15 protein-coding genes are annotated in these 18201 nt (G+C 56.4%); 11 read left to right on the plus strand and 4 right to left on the minus strand.

Annotated elements, in window-relative coordinates:
• Nucleotides 1-48 precede the first annotated feature (48 nt).
• A complete protein-coding gene (locus tag E3O25_RS05355) occupies nucleotides 49-573 on the plus strand; it encodes a hypothetical protein (protein WP_134360640.1) in 525 nt (174 codons plus the stop codon).
• A gap of 298 nt (nucleotides 574-871) precedes the next feature.
• Here the strand turns inward: E3O25_RS05355 and E3O25_RS05360 are convergent, their stop codons facing one another.
• Both E3O25_RS05360 and E3O25_RS05365 read right to left on the minus strand, forming a co-directional pair.
• Nucleotides 872-1456, minus strand: coding sequence for a hypothetical protein (locus E3O25_RS05360; RefSeq protein WP_134360641.1), 585 nt, complete (start codon nucleotides 1454-1456; stop codon nucleotides 872-874).
• 224 nt (nucleotides 1457-1680) lie between these two features.
• Nucleotides 1681-2583 (minus strand): hypothetical protein, encoded by a 903-nt coding sequence (locus E3O25_RS05365; protein ID WP_134360642.1) that lies wholly within the window; start codon nucleotides 2581-2583, stop codon nucleotides 1681-1683.
• A gap of 201 nt (nucleotides 2584-2784) precedes the next feature.
• On the opposite strand from E3O25_RS05365, the gene E3O25_RS05370 reads away from it, so the two are divergent.
• The 10 genes from E3O25_RS05370 (at nucleotide 2785) to E3O25_RS05415 (ending at nucleotide 14745) form a co-directional block, all read left to right on the plus strand.
• Complete coding sequence (locus E3O25_RS05370; RefSeq protein WP_134360643.1) at nucleotides 2785-3042, plus strand: Txe/YoeB family addiction module toxin; 258 nt, start codon at nucleotides 2785-2787, stop codon at nucleotides 3040-3042.
• A 492-nt stretch (nucleotides 3043-3534) separates the two neighbouring features.
• Complete coding sequence (locus E3O25_RS05375; protein WP_174721710.1) at nucleotides 3535-4098, plus strand: hypothetical protein; 564 nt, start codon at nucleotides 3535-3537, stop codon at nucleotides 4096-4098.
• A gap of 625 nt (nucleotides 4099-4723) precedes the next feature.
• On the plus strand, nucleotides 4724-5038 hold the full coding sequence (locus tag E3O25_RS05380; RefSeq protein ID WP_134360644.1) for a hypothetical protein: 315 nt from the start codon (nucleotides 4724-4726) through the stop codon (nucleotides 5036-5038).
• Nucleotides 5039-6169: 1131 nt separating this feature from the next.
• Nucleotides 6170-8005 (plus strand): nucleoside-diphosphate sugar epimerase/dehydratase, encoded by a 1836-nt coding sequence (locus tag E3O25_RS05385; RefSeq protein WP_241988506.1) that lies wholly within the window; start codon nucleotides 6170-6172, stop codon nucleotides 8003-8005.
• Nucleotides 7998-9134, plus strand: a complete 1137-nt coding sequence (locus E3O25_RS05390; protein ID WP_134360645.1) for a DegT/DnrJ/EryC1/StrS aminotransferase family protein — start codon at nucleotides 7998-8000, stop codon at nucleotides 9132-9134. The genes E3O25_RS05385 and E3O25_RS05390 overlap by 8 nt, the downstream gene beginning before the upstream one ends.
• Nucleotides 9131-9769 carry a sugar transferase gene (locus E3O25_RS05395; RefSeq protein WP_134360646.1) on the plus strand — a complete coding sequence of 213 codons (639 nt, stop codon included), beginning with the start codon at nucleotides 9131-9133 and terminating at the stop codon, nucleotides 9767-9769. The genes E3O25_RS05390 and E3O25_RS05395 overlap by 4 nt, the downstream gene beginning before the upstream one ends.
• Nucleotides 9756-10724, plus strand: coding sequence for an ATP-grasp domain-containing protein (locus tag E3O25_RS05400; protein ID WP_166805974.1), 969 nt, complete (start codon nucleotides 9756-9758; stop codon nucleotides 10722-10724). Before E3O25_RS05395 ends, E3O25_RS05400 begins: the two co-directional genes overlap by 14 nt.
• The gene (locus tag E3O25_RS05405; protein WP_134360648.1) at nucleotides 10715-11425 is read left to right on the plus strand and encodes an HAD family hydrolase; all 711 of its coding nucleotides are present in this window, start codon (nucleotides 10715-10717) and stop codon (nucleotides 11423-11425) included. Before E3O25_RS05400 ends, E3O25_RS05405 begins: the two co-directional genes overlap by 10 nt.
• Before the next feature lie 505 nt (nucleotides 11426-11930).
• Complete coding sequence (locus E3O25_RS05410) at nucleotides 11931-13118, plus strand: glycosyltransferase family 4 protein (RefSeq protein WP_166805975.1); 1188 nt, start codon at nucleotides 11931-11933, stop codon at nucleotides 13116-13118.
• Between the two features lie 388 nt (nucleotides 13119-13506).
• On the plus strand, nucleotides 13507-14745 hold the full coding sequence (locus E3O25_RS05415) for a hypothetical protein (protein ID WP_134360650.1): 1239 nt from the start codon (nucleotides 13507-13509) through the stop codon (nucleotides 14743-14745).
• 4 nt (nucleotides 14746-14749) lie between these two features.
• Here E3O25_RS05415 and E3O25_RS05420 read toward each other — a convergent pair whose 3' ends face one another.
• Both E3O25_RS05420 and galE read right to left on the minus strand, forming a co-directional pair.
• A complete protein-coding gene (locus tag E3O25_RS05420; RefSeq protein ID WP_166805976.1) occupies nucleotides 14750-15652 on the minus strand; it encodes a glycosyltransferase in 903 nt (300 codons plus the stop codon).
• 379 nt (nucleotides 15653-16031) lie between these two features.
• Nucleotides 16032-17051 (minus strand): UDP-glucose 4-epimerase GalE, encoded by a 1020-nt coding sequence (gene galE, locus E3O25_RS05425; RefSeq protein WP_134360652.1) that lies wholly within the window; start codon nucleotides 17049-17051, stop codon nucleotides 16032-16034.
• Nucleotides 17052-18201: the final 1150 nt, after the last annotated feature.

Consider the following 18201-nt stretch of genomic DNA (forward strand, 5'->3'; position numbering starts at 1 on the left):
CCGAAGCAACCCCTACCCAAACCCGCCTTGTATCACTACCCTCACCCCATGACGGATGCTCATTTCGGCAAACCAGTACAGCGCAAGCGACGCAAGGGCGACCCGCCCACCTGCGAAGAGTGCGAGCTGCCCCTCGAAGAGATCACCCACGGTTACGGCTTTGAGTGGGCCTGCGCCAATGATTTCTGCACCAAACGGTTTCATCCCACCTGGGCCGAGATGATGCACCCCGAACTGCTCATCATCATGGGCCGGCCGCAGTGCTACCGCTGCTTGCAGCCCCGCCGCATGACGCGCTGGGGCCCCGTTCTGCGCTTCGAGTGCGCCGACCCGCGGTGCAACGAGCTGGTCTGGCTCATCCACGTCAAGTCCATGCAGGCCAACAAGGAGCGGGCCGAGGCCGGTATCAAGCGAATTCTGCGCGAGCAGGAGCTTGTTGAGCCCGAGGTCATCCCTGCGCCGCTCACGCTGGTGCCGCCGATCCCCGAGGTGCAGCCGCCCGCCCGCAGCCCGCGGGGTCGCCCGTCGCACCTGCACGCTGTCCGCCCGCCAAACGACCCGCCCGCGAGCTGAGAAGCCCGAGTCGCAACACGAAAGCGGATGCCGCCGCGCCCGCCACCAGCACGCGCCCACGAATCGCCCCGGTTCCGCATTCGTGGGTCGCTGTATCGGGCGAATATTTGGGGCGTCGCGGAGTGTCGCGCCGGCGTCGAGCGCAGCCGTGATGGCGGCGTGCCACATCGTGTGCGGGTGGGCTCCGGCCGAGCACGATGGCGTGCAAGACATCGCGAAGTTCTCGACCGCGTCGGCGCGAACCAGCGCCGCATGACCGTCTCTGGCCTCACGATCTTGGGACTCGGCGAGCAGTCATCTACTTCGCGAACTCAAACTCAATACTGACCTCAGGGTCGATGCTCTCGATGATCCCCGAGTAGAACGCCTCGGCCTGCGCCTGCAGCGCGGCCTCGTTCAGCGTGATGTATTCCTGCTTGTTCTCCTCGCTGAGAATGTTGTTGATCATGCGAGTTTGAACGGCCGCCGGTGTCAGCCAGCTCAGCGCGTTGTTGCTCTCGAGCGGGTCTGCGAACACGGGATCGTCAAAGCCCATGCCGATGAATTCAGGGATGTTCACGCGAAACGATTTTGAGCCGGTGGATTCGATCTTCACCAGTGAACCATCGATGCCCAATTTTGCGTCGAAGGCGTACTGGATCAGAGTCGTCTTCTCGCTGGCGGGCACGGCCACGCCGAAAATCTCCCCGTTACCTTCGTGCTTCGAGACACCTTCGATGTGCAGGCTGAGCAAGGCAACTTCCTGCACGCGCGTCACGGACTGAACCACCTGCGAATCGCGTTCGGTCGAGCTGCTGCTGAACATCGAGGTGAGAGCGAGAGCGTTCAGTCCACCGAATGCAAAAGAGGCCCCCATTCCCGCGACAACCAGCACGGCGAGCAACAAGAGAGGCCAGAGCAGAACCCGTGCTTTGAAAAAGATCATGACGATTCAGTGTCCAGTTTCGTTCGACGTCGAAAAATCCGTGGTGTGGAATGGCCACAACAAATCGCCGCGTCAAACACCTACTCGAACAATATAGGTATGCAGGCACGGGCCGATGACGGATGCCGCCGCCCGGCGGGTCCGACACTCCGCGTCGGCCGCTTCATCCCTGTTCAGCCGGCCTACAGCGCCCCGTGAATCCAATCGTCGAAGTGCGCGACACCGTTCAGAAACCGGATGAATCGGCTGTCGTCGATGTGCATGTTCGCAAAGTTGAGCACTAGATCGAGGTTGATCGTGCGTAGGTCGGCAGAGCCTCGCACCCGGAGAAATTCCTGCACGAGTTTTGGCATCGGCCCGATTCCCTCCACTAACAAGGGTCCAAGGTTGGCAGACGTGCCCATGAATCGCTCATAACTGAACTCTCGTGGATCCAGCACAGGAAGAAATGCACCTGAGCTGTCGAGGTTGTCACCCGCTTCACTGTCGAAACGCCGCGCCGCGTCGCTGTTGACGATCTGGCACGAGATGCCAATATTGGCCGACTCGCCCAAAACAGACAGTTTGAAATCGTACTGGCGTGCTTTCGCAAGCGGCTTCGTCGATGATTTGAACAGCGGCGGAAGCGTCTCGCCGAAGTCTAAAACCGTGGACACGACATATCGCGACCCCGGCACGGGTGCGGGCTTATCCATACCGCTGGGGAATAGCACGGGAAGGGGATCATCGTCTGCAATCTCAACGACGCTGACCTGGTTCAGTTCCACGTTGTACAGCTCGGGCCGGGTGGAATAACTCTCCAGCCGTTGCCAGACTAAATTCGCCCGGTGGTACTGGCTGGCAAAGGAAGGAATCGACCGGGTGAATGCTGGACGCCGGCCGGCCGCGTGCTCGCGTGACAGATATTTCTCGAAGCGCCGGTCCAAATCATCGAGGTAGAACTCAATCTCGTGTGGTCGCGAAAAGTCCCGATACGGCAGGTACGTCCGAGCGAACCGAGATAGCGAGGGGTTCCACGCGTAGTCGGTGCTGAAGTCATAGGTCAGTGGCTCGCAACTTTGAACAGAACGAAGTTCCGAATTCATACGATCCGCCCTTCGGAGTTTTGAGAGTCAACGTATCGCATGCTCACCGCCGCGTCTGGCCCCCAAAGCTGATTTGGCAAATAACTACGCGAGCTGACGACGAACGGCATCCCGTTGGTCGAACTCGCCGAAACCGCAATACGACCAACGCAAACTGTTGGCCACCCCGCACGACCTGGTGGATGACACCGAGACGCTGTAGTGCTCGCCCTCGCGTTCACCAACGACGGCTGGGATGACTACCAGTACTGGGTTCAAACTGACCGCGCCACACTGAAACGCGTCGACACGCTCATCACCGCCGCGCGTCGAGATCCCGTGTCGGGCATCGGAAAGCCCGAGCAACTCAAGTATCACGATGGCGCGCCCTGGTTGCGGCGCATTACCCAGGAGCACCGTCTTGTCTACTCCTTCGACGACGCCCAGCTCATTGTCTGGCAGTGCCGCCTCCACTACTGACACCAGCGCCGGCAATTTGCGCCAGTGCTGTACCCGTCAAAGGTGGTTTATCTGTCACTCTGGGCGAGGAGCGTTCGAGCCGGTCAAGCCATCCGCAGTTCAATACAAGCGGATGCCGCCGCCGGTCACTTGAGACGCTGTCATTCCACAACGAGCACCCCAAATCAAGATATCTAGTAAAATCTAAGTAACTCTAGTTTTTAAGTAGAGTCAGCTAGATTTCACTAGACATGAGGCGTCAGCTTTAAAGCGTCCTACGATTCGAATGGTACGTGGCAGTTTGGCGTCGACCTGTCTGGCGTTTCCGGCGGTGGTGCCGATACGGGGGTCTTTGAGACCGATCTGCGCAAACTCGTCCAAGACCTTGTCGCGGCGGCCGAGGAGGAAGAGACCGGACTCGCCATCCTCATCGACGAGGCCCAGGACCTGTCTGCTGCCGAGTTAGTCGCTGTCTGTGCGATAGCGCACACGGCCGCTCAAAATGACTGGAGGGTGCTCTTTGCGCTGGCAGGGCTCCCCAGTCTTCCCCGCGTACTAGCTGAGGCGAAATCGTACGCCGAACGCTTCAACTACGAGAAAATCGAGGCCTTGAGCGGCACCATCGCCGCTGACGCGTTGACCAAGCCTGCAGCCGGCGAAGGCGTCGCGTGGCAAGAATCAGCGGTGGCGTTGCTCGTTGAAGAAAGTGGCGGGTATCCCTATTTTCTTCAGCAATTTGGTCAGGATACATGGAACGCATCAACGGGGCCTGCAATCACTTACACCGACGCCCGCGTGGGTGCGGCGAAGGGAAAGGCGTCCCTCGACAGTGGCTTCTTTCGTGCACGCTGGGACCGCGCCACTCGCGGTGAGCAAAACTATATGCGCGCTATGGCCGACGATGGCGATACCGGGAGTTCGTCTGGAGAAATCGCTGCGCGGATGCGCCGTTCGCCAGCAAGTCTCGGTCCAAGTCGTGCCAACCTGATATCTAAGGGACTGATCTACGCACCGGAGCACGGCGTCGTTGCCTTCACAGTGCCGGGCATGGCCGCATTTATTCTGCGTCAGCCCTAACAGCGCGCGCGACGAGCAGCGCCTCGTGGCCGCCCCGCTGGTCGAGGAGCCGGCACGCCGTTCGCCGGCGTCTCGAGACCGGCGACTAAACACAACAAACTGGGCGAGACTGTTCAATTTTCCTTGACAGTCCGCCACTCGACGCAAGCGGATGCCGCCCGCCAGTACATCGTTCCCCGAACCGCTGGTCGAGCGAAGCTGCCCATTACCTACCCTGCGAACTCAAACTCAACGATGACAGGGTCGATGCTCTACGCCTCGGAAGGCCACAAATCGCCTTGTCCCCGCGACAGCGCTTCCCCGAAATGGGCACGAACGGGGCTTGAGGCGTACATGTCATATTCGTCAAATGAGTAGCGAACAGTTCAGGGCGCTTCTTCCCCAAGGAAGAGAACCTCACCCGAGCATCGTTACACTTCTGTGCGAGCTCGAAGCGGGAGGGTGGCAGCCGCGAAAACTTATCAACGGTCGCGGCATTCGATATTGGCCCGAGGAGCATCGTCCGAGGCAGATCACGATTGATTTAATGCACCCGTTGAACGGACACAAACTCGACTTCTACCGTGACCACACACCGCTTGCACTAGTAGCCTCGGGAAAATCATTAGAAACGGAGGGTTAGAAAATGTCCACATTTGGACTTGAATTTGCAATCGCGATTCCAACAGACGTAACTGAACTAGAAGAAAAGGTGGATGACATCTACCTTTCGCTCTCCAAGAACTTCGCCATTGTCAGCATCGACGCAGCGGTCAATGAGCGCAACGGCAGCCTTTCACTGCTGCTCGGCGTTTCCGTTCCCGAAGGGATGGAAGCTCAGAGTCTCGTAATCGGCGTCTGTTCAGATGCGATCAACAAAGCGCGTAGCGAGAGCGGCCTTCAGTCTCCCGCCGACGAAACCGTCTGGCGGCCTAGCGCCCGCATCCGCGAATTCGCTTAGCGCTCACCTTAGAAGCCCCGCGCCTCTCACGAGGTGGCGGGGTTTTTGTCGTAATCTCAGCCACGTCAACGAGTGGCTGACCGGCTGCGAGCTCGGCCGGCAGGAGTGAGCGACCTCGCTCGCCGCTCACGAGCTGGAAGTGTGGCTGCGCGGTGAGTGGACACCCTTCAACATCCTCTAAGCAGATACCGCGGGCGCCCTCCGCCGAAGGGTAGCTTTTTCGGAGTACGGGTTCAACACAAGCTGCCGCGATTCTCCGACCCGGGTGAAGTTGCCGACATCCCCGACAAGAGAAATGGACCCGACATCCTCTCGCCGGTTGAGATACCTCGCGACACCATGGCCAGCGGCGAGGATCGCTAGCCGATGCTCGGGGTCGTCTAACGGGCTGTCTATGAAGATGTCATTGGCCACGGGTGTTCCACGCTGAAGACGCAATCGGTACGTAAAAACTTCTACCTCTTCAGCTGTAACTCGCGAGTCGTCAAACAAGGCGCGTGCGCGAATCTCAGCCGCAAACTCCGTGCCCACGTGTAACGCGAAAGTGGCGCGTGCTGCAAACAACTCAGTCGGCGGACTAAACGTCGCATGCCACCAGTCTCGCTCAAAGAGCATGCCTGAATCGCGAACTAAGCCCGCATCGCTCGCGATAACGCCGACGTTCGTTCGCGACTCAGAAGAGCCGCATTTGCACTTCCTTGACGTCGCACGCCACTCGACTTGAGCAGGCAGGAGATGGCCGGCGTTACAAGCGCCCCCCGAGCACCCATCCAGCGCGATGAATGTCTGGCCTGCAACAAACGGGTGGATTGTATGCCCGGTGGGATAGCGGTTGCTCAGACAATCGGTCGAGTCGTCCCAGGTTGGTCGAATGAATTGGCCCGAAGTCACTCGAATCCGTTTTAGGTCGTCAACTTTTGTTAGGTCTAGCACGAAAGCAGCTTAGAGTACGCAAACTTTACGGCGGACCCGGGATCCTCCCCATCAACGGGGTGCAACGAAACACGAGACCTACGAACCAGACGCCGCGTCTACCCCCCTAACACCCACTTTCCCACACCAGATAGACTCATCTCCTACGAAGATCACGAGCCCCCGGGCGCAGCGATCGTTACTCTGGGGGAGTAAAACGTGTCAGTAAACGAGGTCGCCACGAGTGCGCTCAAAGACCTGCACAAATCCGCACCCCTCGTGCGTTTCGGCGCCCAATTCGGCTTCGACGCCGCGTCCTGGGCGCTTGCCCTCGTCCTCGCGCAGGCCTTCCGCTACGAGTTCCACGTAGAACTCATCAGCTGGCGCCCACTACTGGCGCTCTGCGCCGCCGCCATCGTTCTGCAACTGATCATCGGGTCGCTGTATCACCTCTACCGCGGGCGCCACCCCTACGGCAGCTTCGCCGAGGTGCGTTCCCTGCTCTGGTCGGTGCTGCTCGTTGCCCTCGTTCTCGGTGTCCCCATCATCGTCCTCGGTGGCACTGTGGATATCCCCCGCAGCACCGTCATCATCGCCCTTCCGATGGCCTTCATCTACATGGGTGGTGTGCGCTACTACAAACGCCTGCTTGTCGAGGGGTCCATCACCCCGGCCCACGATGCCAGCAACACGCTCATCTACGGTGCCGGCTACCTCGGAAATTCCATCGTGCGTCGCATGAAAACCGATGCCCAGTCCTCCTTCCGGGCAGTCGGCATCATCGACGACAACCCCGATAACAGCAACGCATGGCTGCACGGAGTACGGGTGCTCGGCACCGGCGCCGACCTCGCACGAGTCGCCAAGGCCACCCACGCCACCGTGCTCATCGTGGCTATCGCCCGGGTCAACGCCGCACTGCTCCGCGACATCTCCGACAAAGCGGATGCCGCCGGCCTGCGCGTAAAAGTGTTCCCCACCCTCGACGAGGTCCTTCAGGGCAAGGTGCGCCTCAACGACCTGCGCGACCTCGCCATCGAAGACCTCATCGGCCGCCAGCCGGTCGACACCCAAATGGCCTCCATCGCCGGCTACATCGCTGGTAAGCGTGTGATGGTCACCGGTGCTGGCGGGTCGATCGGCGCCGAGCTCTGCCGGCAGATCCACAAGTTCGGGCCCAGCGAACTCATCATGCTTGATCGCGACGAGACGGGCCTGCAGACCACGCAAATCTCCATTCTCGGGCACGGGCTGCTCGACACCAAAGACGTGGTGCTCGCCGATATTCGCGACCTCGACGCCCTCACGGCGATCTTCACCGAACGCCGCCCCGACGTCGTGTTTCACGCCGCCGCACTCAAACACCTGCCGATGCTCGAGCAGTACCCCGAGGAAGCCTGGAAGACCAACGTGCTCGGCACCCGCAACGTGCTCGACGCGGCCCAGAGTGTGGGGGTGGAGACGTTCGTCAATATCTCTACCGACAAAGCGGCCAACCCCACGAGCGTGCTCGGCCACTCCAAACGGGCCGGGGAACAGCTCACCGCCTATGCGGCACAACAGACCGGGCACGACTACATTTCGGTGCGCTTCGGCAACGTCATTGGCAGCCGCGGGTCGATGCTGCCCACCTTCACCGCCCTCATCGAGGCCGGCGGACCGCTCACCATCACCGACCCCGACGTCACCCGCTTCTTCATGACCATCCCCGAGGCCTGCCAGCTCGTCGTGCAGGCCGGGGGCATCGGCAGCCCCGGCGAGGTGCTCATTCTCGACATGGGGGAGCCGGTGCGCATTCTCGACATCGCCGAGCGCATGATCGCCCAGTCCGGCAAGACCATTGAGATCGTCTACACCGGCCTGCGACCGGGCGAGAAGCTGCACGAAGAACTCGTGGGCCTGGGCGAAAGTGACGAACGTCCGCTTCACCCCAAGATTTCGCACACCAAGGTGTCGCCGATCGCTCCCGCTCATCTCGACGAACAAGCCTGGCATCGCAAGCACGCACACCCCGCTCCCGCACAGCTACACCGAGAGAGCGTAAGTCATGAATAAGCGCATCTATATGTCGTCGCCGGACGTCGGCGAACTCGAAGAACAATACGTTTTGGCCGCCATGCGCTCCGGCTGGATAGCACCGCTCGGCCCCGACGTCGACGCCTTCGAAGCCGAGATGGCCGCGCGAGTCGGTGTCACGCACGCTGTGGCCCTCAGCTCGGGAACGGCCGCGCTGCACCTGGGCCTGCTCGGCCTCGGCGTGGGCCCCGGCGACATCGTCGTCACCGCAACGATGACCTTCGCCGCCACCGCGAACGCCATCGTCTACACCGGCGCCGAGCCGTACTTCATCGACTGTGAACTGGCCACCGGCAATATGGACCCAGTGCTTCTGCGAGAGGCCCTCGAACAGCTCTACCGCGGCGGCGAGACGGTCGCCGCCATCGTGTCCGTCGACTTGCTCGGCAAGGCGGTCAACTACACGGCCATCTGCGCCATCGCCGACGAATACGGCATTCCGGTGCTGGCGGATGCCGCCGAGTCACTCGGCGCGAGTCACAACGGTCAGGCGGCCGGCTCCTTCGGCAAGGCTTCCATCCTTTCGTTCAACGGCAACAAGATCATGACCACGTCCGGGGGCGGCATGCTGCTAACGGATGATGCGGATCTCGCGACCCACACCCGGTACCTCGCCACGCAGGCCCGTCAGCCGGTCACGCACTACGAGCACACCGACATCGGCTACAACTACCGCCTGAGCAACCTGCTTGCCGCCCTTGGTCGGGCTCAGCTCACCCGCCTTGATGCCATGATTGCGCGTCGGCGTGCCATGCGTGAGACCTACCGCGAGCTCTTCGCCGATGTTCCCGGGGTCGAGATCTTCGGCGGCGAAAACGACGAGAATGACAACTTCTGGTTGACGTCCATTGTGGTGGATTCGGCAGTCTCCGGCTGGACGGCCGCCGAGCTCAGCGCGCATCTTCTGCTCGACAACATCGAAAGTCGCCCGCTGTGGAACCCCATGCATCTGCAACCCATCTTTAGAGGTGCGCGGGGCGCGTCTAACGGCACAGCGGAACGGTTCTTCCACACTGGGCTAACGCTTCCCAGCGGTTCAGCGTTGGCGCCCGATGAGGTCGAACGTGTACTCAGTCAGATTAACGACTCGATATTGAGTCGAGTATGACGCGCTTACAACAGCAGCGCAGATACGACGTAGCCAAGCGAGTACTCGACATAGTTGGTGCTTCAGTTGTTCTGATCGCATCTGCCCCACTTCAGCTCGTGGTCGCGGGCGCTGTCGCAGCACAGCTCGGTCGCCCCGTTCTGTTCAAACAAGATCGACCGGGATTGCACGGTCAAATCTTCATGCTCCGAAAGTTTCGAACCATGCGTGACGTGTCGGTGTCCCAAGGGCTCGTCAGTGACGACGAACGACTAACAAGATTTGGTCGAATCCTGAGGTCAACGAGCCTGGACGAACTACCGACCCTGTTTAACGTCATCAAAGGCGACATGAGCGTTGTCGGCCCACGTCCCCTGTTGGTGCGATATCTGAAGCGGTATTCACCGTCAGAAAACCGCAGACACGAGGTGCGGCCCGGCATGACTGGACTGGCGCAGGTCAGCGGCAGAAATGCCTTATCGTGGTCGCAAAAGTTTGAGTTAGACGTCGAATATGTCGATCATCGTTCCTGCGCCCTCGACGCGTCAATCGTTCTTCGAACCTTGAAAGCAGTGCTGCTTCGAGAGGGAGTGACTGCCGAAGGAAATGTGGCAATGCCTGAATTCGAGCAAGGGGTTCAGAATGCATCCAAATAATTGGCTGGTGTCTAGTGGTGGGCGTCGGGGAGCACTCGTAGAACTCCTTCATGATGCAGGAGCGAGAGTAGTCGTAACGGATGCATCGGCATTCTCCGCGGCAGGCCGGTTGGCGGATGAATTCGAGGTTGTGCCTCGAATCGATTCTGCTCACTTCATTCAGGAAACGCTTCGAATCGGAATGAAGCATGGTTCCGAGGTGATTATCCCCACCATCGACCCCGAGATCGCGGTCTATTCGAGTTCGACGGAGCTTTTCCGCAGACGCGGAATCGACGTTTGGGTATCCAGCCCCGAGGTAGCCGAACTCGGTTGGGACAAGTGGAAAATGTTCCAATGGATGGTCAGTAACGGGTTTCCCACTATTGATACGCAGGAAATTATCCAAGCTCGGCGTTCTTCCTTCGACGGAAAGATTGTCGCCAAACCTCGATCCGGATCGTCGTCGGTTGGCGTCATCCTTGCTAAGGACTCGTTCGATCTAGACTTCGACTTGCTGACCAACGACTATATTATTCAGCGATTTGCCCCGGGCATCGAAGTGACCGTTGATATTGCCGTCGATGAGCGCGGAAGGGTCCTAGCGACCATTCCTCGACGTCGATTAGAAGTGCGCGCAGGTGAAGTGTCAAAAGGCGTCACAATCCACGTTCCAGAGATTGAGTCACTCGTTCGTGATGTCGTGACGGCCCTGCCTGGTGCTTACGGTGTGTTGAACGTCCAGGTAATTTTCGACCCAGTAAGTAGATCCGTTCAGATCTTAGAGATTAATCCACGATTCGGCGGAGGATACCCATTGAGCCATGCGTCCGGAGGCGACCTCATTGGTGCCATGTGCCGGAGCAGGACTGACAACACTTCATCAGTAGAGTGGCGTCCGGGAACAGTCATGCTTCGTTACGACGATGCGGCCTTCTACTTAGACCCGCAGTTTGCGCTAAATCCATGGAAATAAAACTCGTCGTTTTTGACATGGATGACACGCTCTTTTTGGAACGTACGTATGTCGAAAGCGGTTTTCGTGCCGTTGGGGAGATGCTCGCGCGAGACTACAATTTAACGACTTTTTTCGACCCCGCATGGAATCGCTTTCAGCTTGGTGAGCGCGGCGACATCTTTGATTCCGTTCTGGGGCCCGAGCGTCAAGCGCTGCCGAACGACATTGTCCAGCGGTGCGTGGAAACCTACCGTAATCATGAACCGAAAATCGAATTGCTGACAGATTCCCTCACCTTTCTGCGCGATTGTCAAAGTAACTATCAAACCGCCCTCGTGACAGACGGGCCCGCGAAGAGCCAACGTGCCAAGGTGCGCATTCTCGACCTAGACCACTACATCCAGCGAATCATCGTGACGGATGAGCATGGCAAGGGATGGGCCAAGCCGGCTCTCACAGCGTTTGAAGTCCTTCAAGAATGGGCAAATGTTCCCGGTGTGGAATGCGTGTATATCGGCGACAATCCGAAGAAGGACTTTGTTGCGGCACGAGCACTCGGCTGGAAGACCATCCGCGTGCGTCGAGCGGGAGGGCTTCATGCCCAGGCGGAGACTGATGTCGATGCTGAATTCGAAGTGCCCGATCTTATGCCGGAATCAATGAACCGAATTGGTCCCTCATTTATTTCCAAAACGAAACGAGGCTCGGTTGGAGAATAGGGTTTCAGCAGATGAGTGTCCTCCGGGAAGATCTAGCAGGGAACGATCATTTCTAGGCCGTCAATTTGAATTTGGCGTCAGCTTGGGCTTAGGGCAGGATTTGTTGTCAATAGTAATTCCTGCACCAAAATTTTCATCATTTCATTCACGACATTGATTTGAAGCGGCTGTATCCTCGCCTGAAAATTAGTGCCGGTCAAGTGAAAATGATAAAAATACTTAAACAAAATTGTGATGCAATCATCGCGAAAATTCCTCGTAAATATTTCATTCTGGACTGTGCGAGTCGGTGTCTGCGTTGAACAGCGCTCCTTGATTAGTATTTCCGCGAATGCCTCCGAAGTCGTCATTTCCCAATAGCACCGAAGGATGGTCAGTTTATTTCGAAGAATCCGGCAATAGGTCCATTAGAGGCTTGTCCGCTGGCAGGTTTAGGGTGCAGGCTACTAAGTCTTGCGTTACAACTCAACCTCTAATTTACAGCCAGGAAGGCGATACCAAGCTTATGCCTACACAGAAAATGCGATCTGTGCCAGCGAAATTATCCGTTTGTTTTGTAGTAACTGTGGAATCGACCGCGTTGAATTTCTATCAAGGTTATCTTTCCTTTCTTGAGCAAAACGGCTGGCGCGTTTGGTTGATAGCGGCATCTGCAGGCCGACTTGAGGGATTTGCGGCAAACGAAAATGCGACCGCTGTCAGCGTTCAGATGGAAAGAGATCCGTCACCAATCAAGGATTTCCTGAGTCTTATTCGTATGACAAGAGCAATCTATTTAATTCGCCCCGACGTCGTCGTTACTGCTACGCCAAAGGCTGGTCTTATCGGCGGAGTTGCCGCAGTATTGTGCCGTGTCCCAACTCGGGTGTACCAACTCTGGGGACTACGCCTAGAAACGGAAGTCGGGCTGAAGAGACGATTACTAATGTTCACTGAAATGATAACGCTACGCTCATCAACACAAGTTGTCGCAAACAGCGAGAGCCTTGCTGCTCTTGTTGGAACACTTCGTCTTGCAAAGGGACTGAGACCTCTCGTCCTCGGAAAGGGATCATCCCATGGAGTGGACATCGTAAAATTCTCTGACCAGGCAGTATTTGGCGAAGTTGATGCCGCCACACAAGCATTTTTAGAGAAGGACCCATCGTCAAAGACGCTCGCATTCATTGGTCGCATACATGACGATAAGGGAATAGATACCTTAGCGGTGGCCTTAGAGATATGCTTTAAATTCGGCACAAAAGTCAATGTACTAATGATTGGAACGAAGGAAAGCCAGCGAGCAGTAGACAGAATTGATCAGGCAGCACGATTGGGTCCCATACACTGGGTAGGCGAAGTTCATGACACGCGACCATATGTCAACGCCACGGACATCCTGTGCTTACCAAGCCGCCGAGAAGGGTTTCCAAACGTCGTACTTGAAGCAGCTGCCATGGGAGTTCCTGCGATTGTTTCAGACGCGACCGGCGTTGTGGACTCAGTCGAGGACGGGTCCACAGGTATTATTTTTCCTACAGATAATGCTGTTGCTCTCGCTCAAGCTATCAATGTTCTTGTAAAAGATTCAGCGTTGAGACGCGATTTGGGGCTGCGTGCGCAGGAACGCGTGCGTTCTGACTTTCGTGCAGAAAGTATCTGGGCGTTGCAGGAAAAAAATCTTCGTGAGCAATTAGGAAGAGATATAAATTGATCCGAAAATATGTAGATTGCCGGTGTCTAGTGTCGTACTAAAGCGGTCGTTGATAGTTCCTGTGACTGACATTTTACAAGTAACCTCATGCACTCCGCAATGGACGCTAAATTCTAATCCGTAGCATTGTGGCTGTTTCATCGTCACCCAAACCGTGATGGTGTATCTGGATGCTAAAGATTTGTCCGACCCCCCCCCGGTTACTCGCGTGCAATTCTTAAAGAAGCAAACAGGGCGACCGGGTAGGTACTCTCAGGTATATGGTACCAACCGCTTATTCCTGGTCCAAAGGCGGCCGCCCGAGCGTCTTCGTTTCGGAAATAAACAAAAAATCCGTCTGACGGTTCGCTAATGGCCGAGGACCCGATCAGAACAGTTAGGTAGAGATATGAGCAAAGTGTCACGGACGGAAAAGATTACTCTCAACGTCGAAGCAGGTGGGACGTCTTTCTCGTCGGGCAAGCGGGTGGTCTTCGTTGCGACGTCTATTAACGCGGTTCTTGTCCTCTTCGTCCAGGTGCTCGGGCTCGTTGTACTGACTCCCGAAGAGTTTGGCGTTTTCTCTATTCAGTACCTCGTTTTTGCATTTGGCGCGTCCGTAGTGCTCTCCGTCGTCTGCGAGCCGTGGGTTCGGACCGAGCTTTATCAGAAATTTCGGTCGACGTGGCGAGATTACTCCAGTGTCCTCCTTCACGTGTCGATAGCGACGGGAGTAGTAACACTCGCTATTTCCATCTTCGTATTGCACATGGGGGTCATTTCGATTGCCGCAAGCATGGCCGTCTTCGCGAGCATCTACCGTTCAGGGGCACGGTACTACCAAGTTCGCATGAACGCATGGAAAAGCGTAGTTGGGGCGGACACGCTTGGTCTCGTGATCACTGTTTTTGTTTGGGCCAGCCTGCACCTTATGGGCGTTGAAGCCTTTGTCGCACTGACTGTTGCATGGTCTCTCGGCGCTGTGGCTACCGTTTGTTTTCCTCCTTGGCCCAGGGGCCAGGGGCCAAGTTCTGTAATCTTGTGGTGGCGGAGGCATCGGGAACACATTGCCCCGTTGTTTAAGGATTCGATCTTGATGGATTTGGGAGCCATCGGAACACCTCTCGTGGTTGCTCCGATTTTGGGTATAGCCAGTTTTGGCGTGTACAGAGCTGTCTCCAATGCAGCAGCACCTGTGCGTCTTGTTTTGAATCCACTTCGTCCGACGATAGCGGGAATGCCGCTGTCCAACCATCAGACCTTTAGGAAGATCTGGCTAACCGTATTAATAAGCCTACTTTTTGGTACCGCAGCCTACATTTTTCTGTTGCTTCTGAGTCTTTCACCCTTTGAATTAGGGACGTTGTCAGCTCTCACCGCGTATTCAATTCCCGTCGCATTATTCGTCGCGTCGAGTTTTTTTGGACACTATTATTATATGATCGCTAGAGTGCATATAAGCGGTCGGCCAATTTTTGCTGGACGGATTGTCCAGACCGGATTGTCCGTCTTAGCGCCGTTATTGGGGGCAGCGTTGGGTGGCTTATCGGTCGCGATTTGGAGTTTCGCTTTAGCAACTGCCATATCTGCGGTGACTTGGTTTGTTCTCGTGGTCCATTCGATCCGCGAAGACATCGCCGAAAATTAGGACTCTAGGCGGAGGCTAATCCCATAGCCTCGTGCCAGACGGGCGCCCAAGCCGCGAAGCTATAGTTCGTCTCCACTGCACAGCGGCCGTTTCTTCCACGAAGTGCCCGGCGTCCCGCCGGCTCGTTGATCAATGCCTCGATGGATTCTTCCCAATCTCTAAGTGTTGACGCGGAGAATCCATCCGCTTGACGAAGCACCAAATCATTGACACCCACAGGGCTGCCCACGATTGGAAGGCCCGCAGCTGCGTATTGCAATAGCTTGTAGGCACATTTGCCCCGGCTCCAGGGCGTGTCGTCCAAAGGCATAATTCCGAAGTCGGCACCTACCAGGTCATTTTGAAATGCTAGATTCGACCAATTCTTACGGTCAATCATGTCATCGAGGGGTCCGAGAGTAGCCTGGCCTGCGCTAATAACCAACAATCGAAGCCCTTTGGCTTTATTCATCGAAAGAAGGGGTCCTGCAATGCTTTGAAGATACTGCTCGGTGCTCGGTGATCCAAGCCACACTGCCACCGGATCTTTCGCAATTTCATATTCAACTTTTTGAGTATAGGTTTTTGGTTCAACGCAACTCGGGATTACAAGTACGTTATTGCTATAATGCGCTGCTTCTGCAGCGAGATAGTCATTGCCTGCGATAACGATATCTGCAGCCGCTACGGATCTACTCCAAACACGCCGCTTCGACCAAATGCGTTCTCGGCTGCTGGTGGGAGTGTGCATTAGAGCATCGTCAAAGTCATAAACACTCCGGCCCGCATGAGTCAACAGATCTTCTTCGACTCTGCCGTTGCTGAATGGACTGGCCTGGCGTGAGAGTAGTACTGTCTTTTTCGACACAGATTTGACGAGTTCTCGCAATTCAGCTTCTACTCGTGGTATGCGCAGCGGTTCTCGCATTAGTGCTTTCACGGAGTTCGTGGCGCGCCCGAGATACGTGTAAGAGTCGGCTTCGACTCCAGTGTGATCTAACCAGTCAAAGACTCGGACACGAGCACTTCCGGCAGCTCGTCCGTAGCTAGTGATGGTTTGTACTCCGGACATTTCCGACCCCCTGCTGTTAAGTGACGGTATCAGTTACTCGCAATTTGTTGAATCGTGTCAATTTTGACTTTTTTTGCGGATTGTAGTTTCTGTCTGATTAGTTGGGCGGCGTCGGGACTTTGCACTTGTGCTGACACTAAAACTCCTTTCAAATATTTTCCGAATTTCGTGGCACAAACTGTCTGGACACGACTTTTGAGCAATGTCTAGCGTTGAAAGAGCGGTTACTGCCTGTCTAACCGTTATCAACGTATCCCGTTGGGTTCGCTGACTGCCACGCCCATGCGTCTCGACATGCGACCTCTAGAGAGCGTGAAGTAGTCCATTTCAGGTCCCTCGACGCTTTTGACACGTCGGCGTAAGACGCCGCAACGTCTCCGGGACGCTCGGCAACGATGTCATAGGGGATAGCACTCTTAGACACACGGGAAAAAGCAGCTATGACCTCGAGTACACTTGCACCGCACCCTGATCCCAAATTGTAGGCATCGAAACCGGGTTTGAGGTATTCCAAGGCAGCAGCATGCCCCTCCGCAAGATCCATGACGTGGATGTAGTCGCGCACTCCTGTGCCGTCAATAGTCGGGTAGTTGCCGCCGAACACAGAGACTTTGGGCCTAAGACCTATAGCGACCTGGCTTATATACGGAAAGAGATTATTCGGCTCCTGCTTCGGATCCTCGCCTATTCTGCCGCTTTCGTGCGCTCCAATCGGGTTGAAATACCGCAATGCGGCAATACTTAGTAATGGATCCGCGAATGCAGCATCTTGGAGAATTTGTTCTATCATAGATTTCGTTCTGCCGTACGGATTGGATAAGGCTATTCCGATTGGGCTGTCTTCTTTTGATGGCAACCCGCACGGATCCCCATAAACAGTCGCGGATGAGCTGAAAACAAGTTTTTTGATTCCGTATGATTCCATTTGTTGCAGTAAGGCGAGAGTTGAACCCAAGTTTGTTTGGTAGTACTTCAGCGGATTTCGCAGGGATTCGCTAACTGACTTCAGCCCGGCGAAATGTATCACGGCGTCGATGCGCCTTGTACTAAATATCTCACGGACCACCTCGGGATCGGCCAAATCGCCAACGTGTAGTGCGATGGTATGGCCCGTAATTTCTTGGACTCGCCGTAGTGATTCGCGGCTACTATTCGAAAGGTTGTCCAGTACAACGATTTCGTGCCCACGGCGTATTAGTTCGAGGCAGGTATGAGACCCAATGTATCCCGCCCCGCCGGTTAAGAGTATCAGCATGAATGTGTCTGTCCTATTCTATCTTTGCCGCCCAAAAGTGCGAGTAGTGCCGTTTCGAATCGGCCAACGACCCCTATTTTCTACTATGCCGTATTAACGGTAGGGCAGGCGTCCTCAAGCCAACAGCGTTCTCTAGAGTCGGGGAAAGCCGTGTGGTGCACAGTCCACTCGGCGACGAAAGAACAACGGCTTGTATGCCCGCTTTGGGGCTCGTTTTACGTGCAGCCCGGCCCGTTCAATACTTGCTCTGTTTACTCAACGATCGCCGCTGCGAGTATCGCCCGAGTGTAACGCCAGTCCCCGTATTTGGTTGTGATCTCTCAGGACATCCTTTACAACCACACAATCGACACATCGCCTACAAGATCTCTCACGACGTCGTTGAAAGGTAGCAGGTGTCCTGGACGGCGGCGGTGTGATCATGGCCAATTCGATTATTGGGGGCGCAATATACAATAACGGCGTCGATTCGCCGCCAGATCATTGAGTTCAATTTGGACCTGCCCGAAGCGGTGAGCATCTCCGAGTTGGGCAAGCAATTGGGCATCAGCAGGCCCTCCTACTACAAGGTGAACAACCGCTATCTTGCTGAGGGCAACACGGCCTGAATGCTCACTCGATGGCGCCGAAGAATCCGGTCAGAGTACACGGGGACCAGACCAAGGCGGTGGGGTTCCCGCTTCGGGAACAGTTGGGGGGCGGTGTGGGACAACGGTCCGGAGCCGATCTGGTTCGAGGGCCTCGACAGCGCAGATTTCGGTGAGCCGATCCCTTCGGTGGCCACGATCGAACAGATTCTGGTTGAGTCCGGCGTGACGAGAACCAATCCCCCATAAGCGCCCGCGGGGTGCGTGGATGCGCTTCGCACGGTCCCATCCGATGGAGCTGTGGCAGATCGACGGGCTGAAATATTGCCTCATCGACCCGATGGAACGAAGGCGCTGATTCATCAGGTCCTCGACGACGGCACGCGCTTCGATGTCGGCACTTAGGCTTTCGCCCGGCTGGAAAATGGCGGTGACGCTGTTACTGCAACACTCCCTGCACTCGTCGTGGGTGGTCTACTTTTCGGAGAGCAAAACTGCCCTCCTTTTCAACGAGTGCTGACAGAAGCCAATGGCGCCGTGGCAACGGATGGCATCATTCAAGG

This window comes from Cryobacterium sp. TMT1-3 (genome assembly GCF_004402315.1).
Lineage (GTDB): Bacteria > Actinomycetota > Actinomycetes > Actinomycetales > Microbacteriaceae > Cryobacterium > Cryobacterium luteum.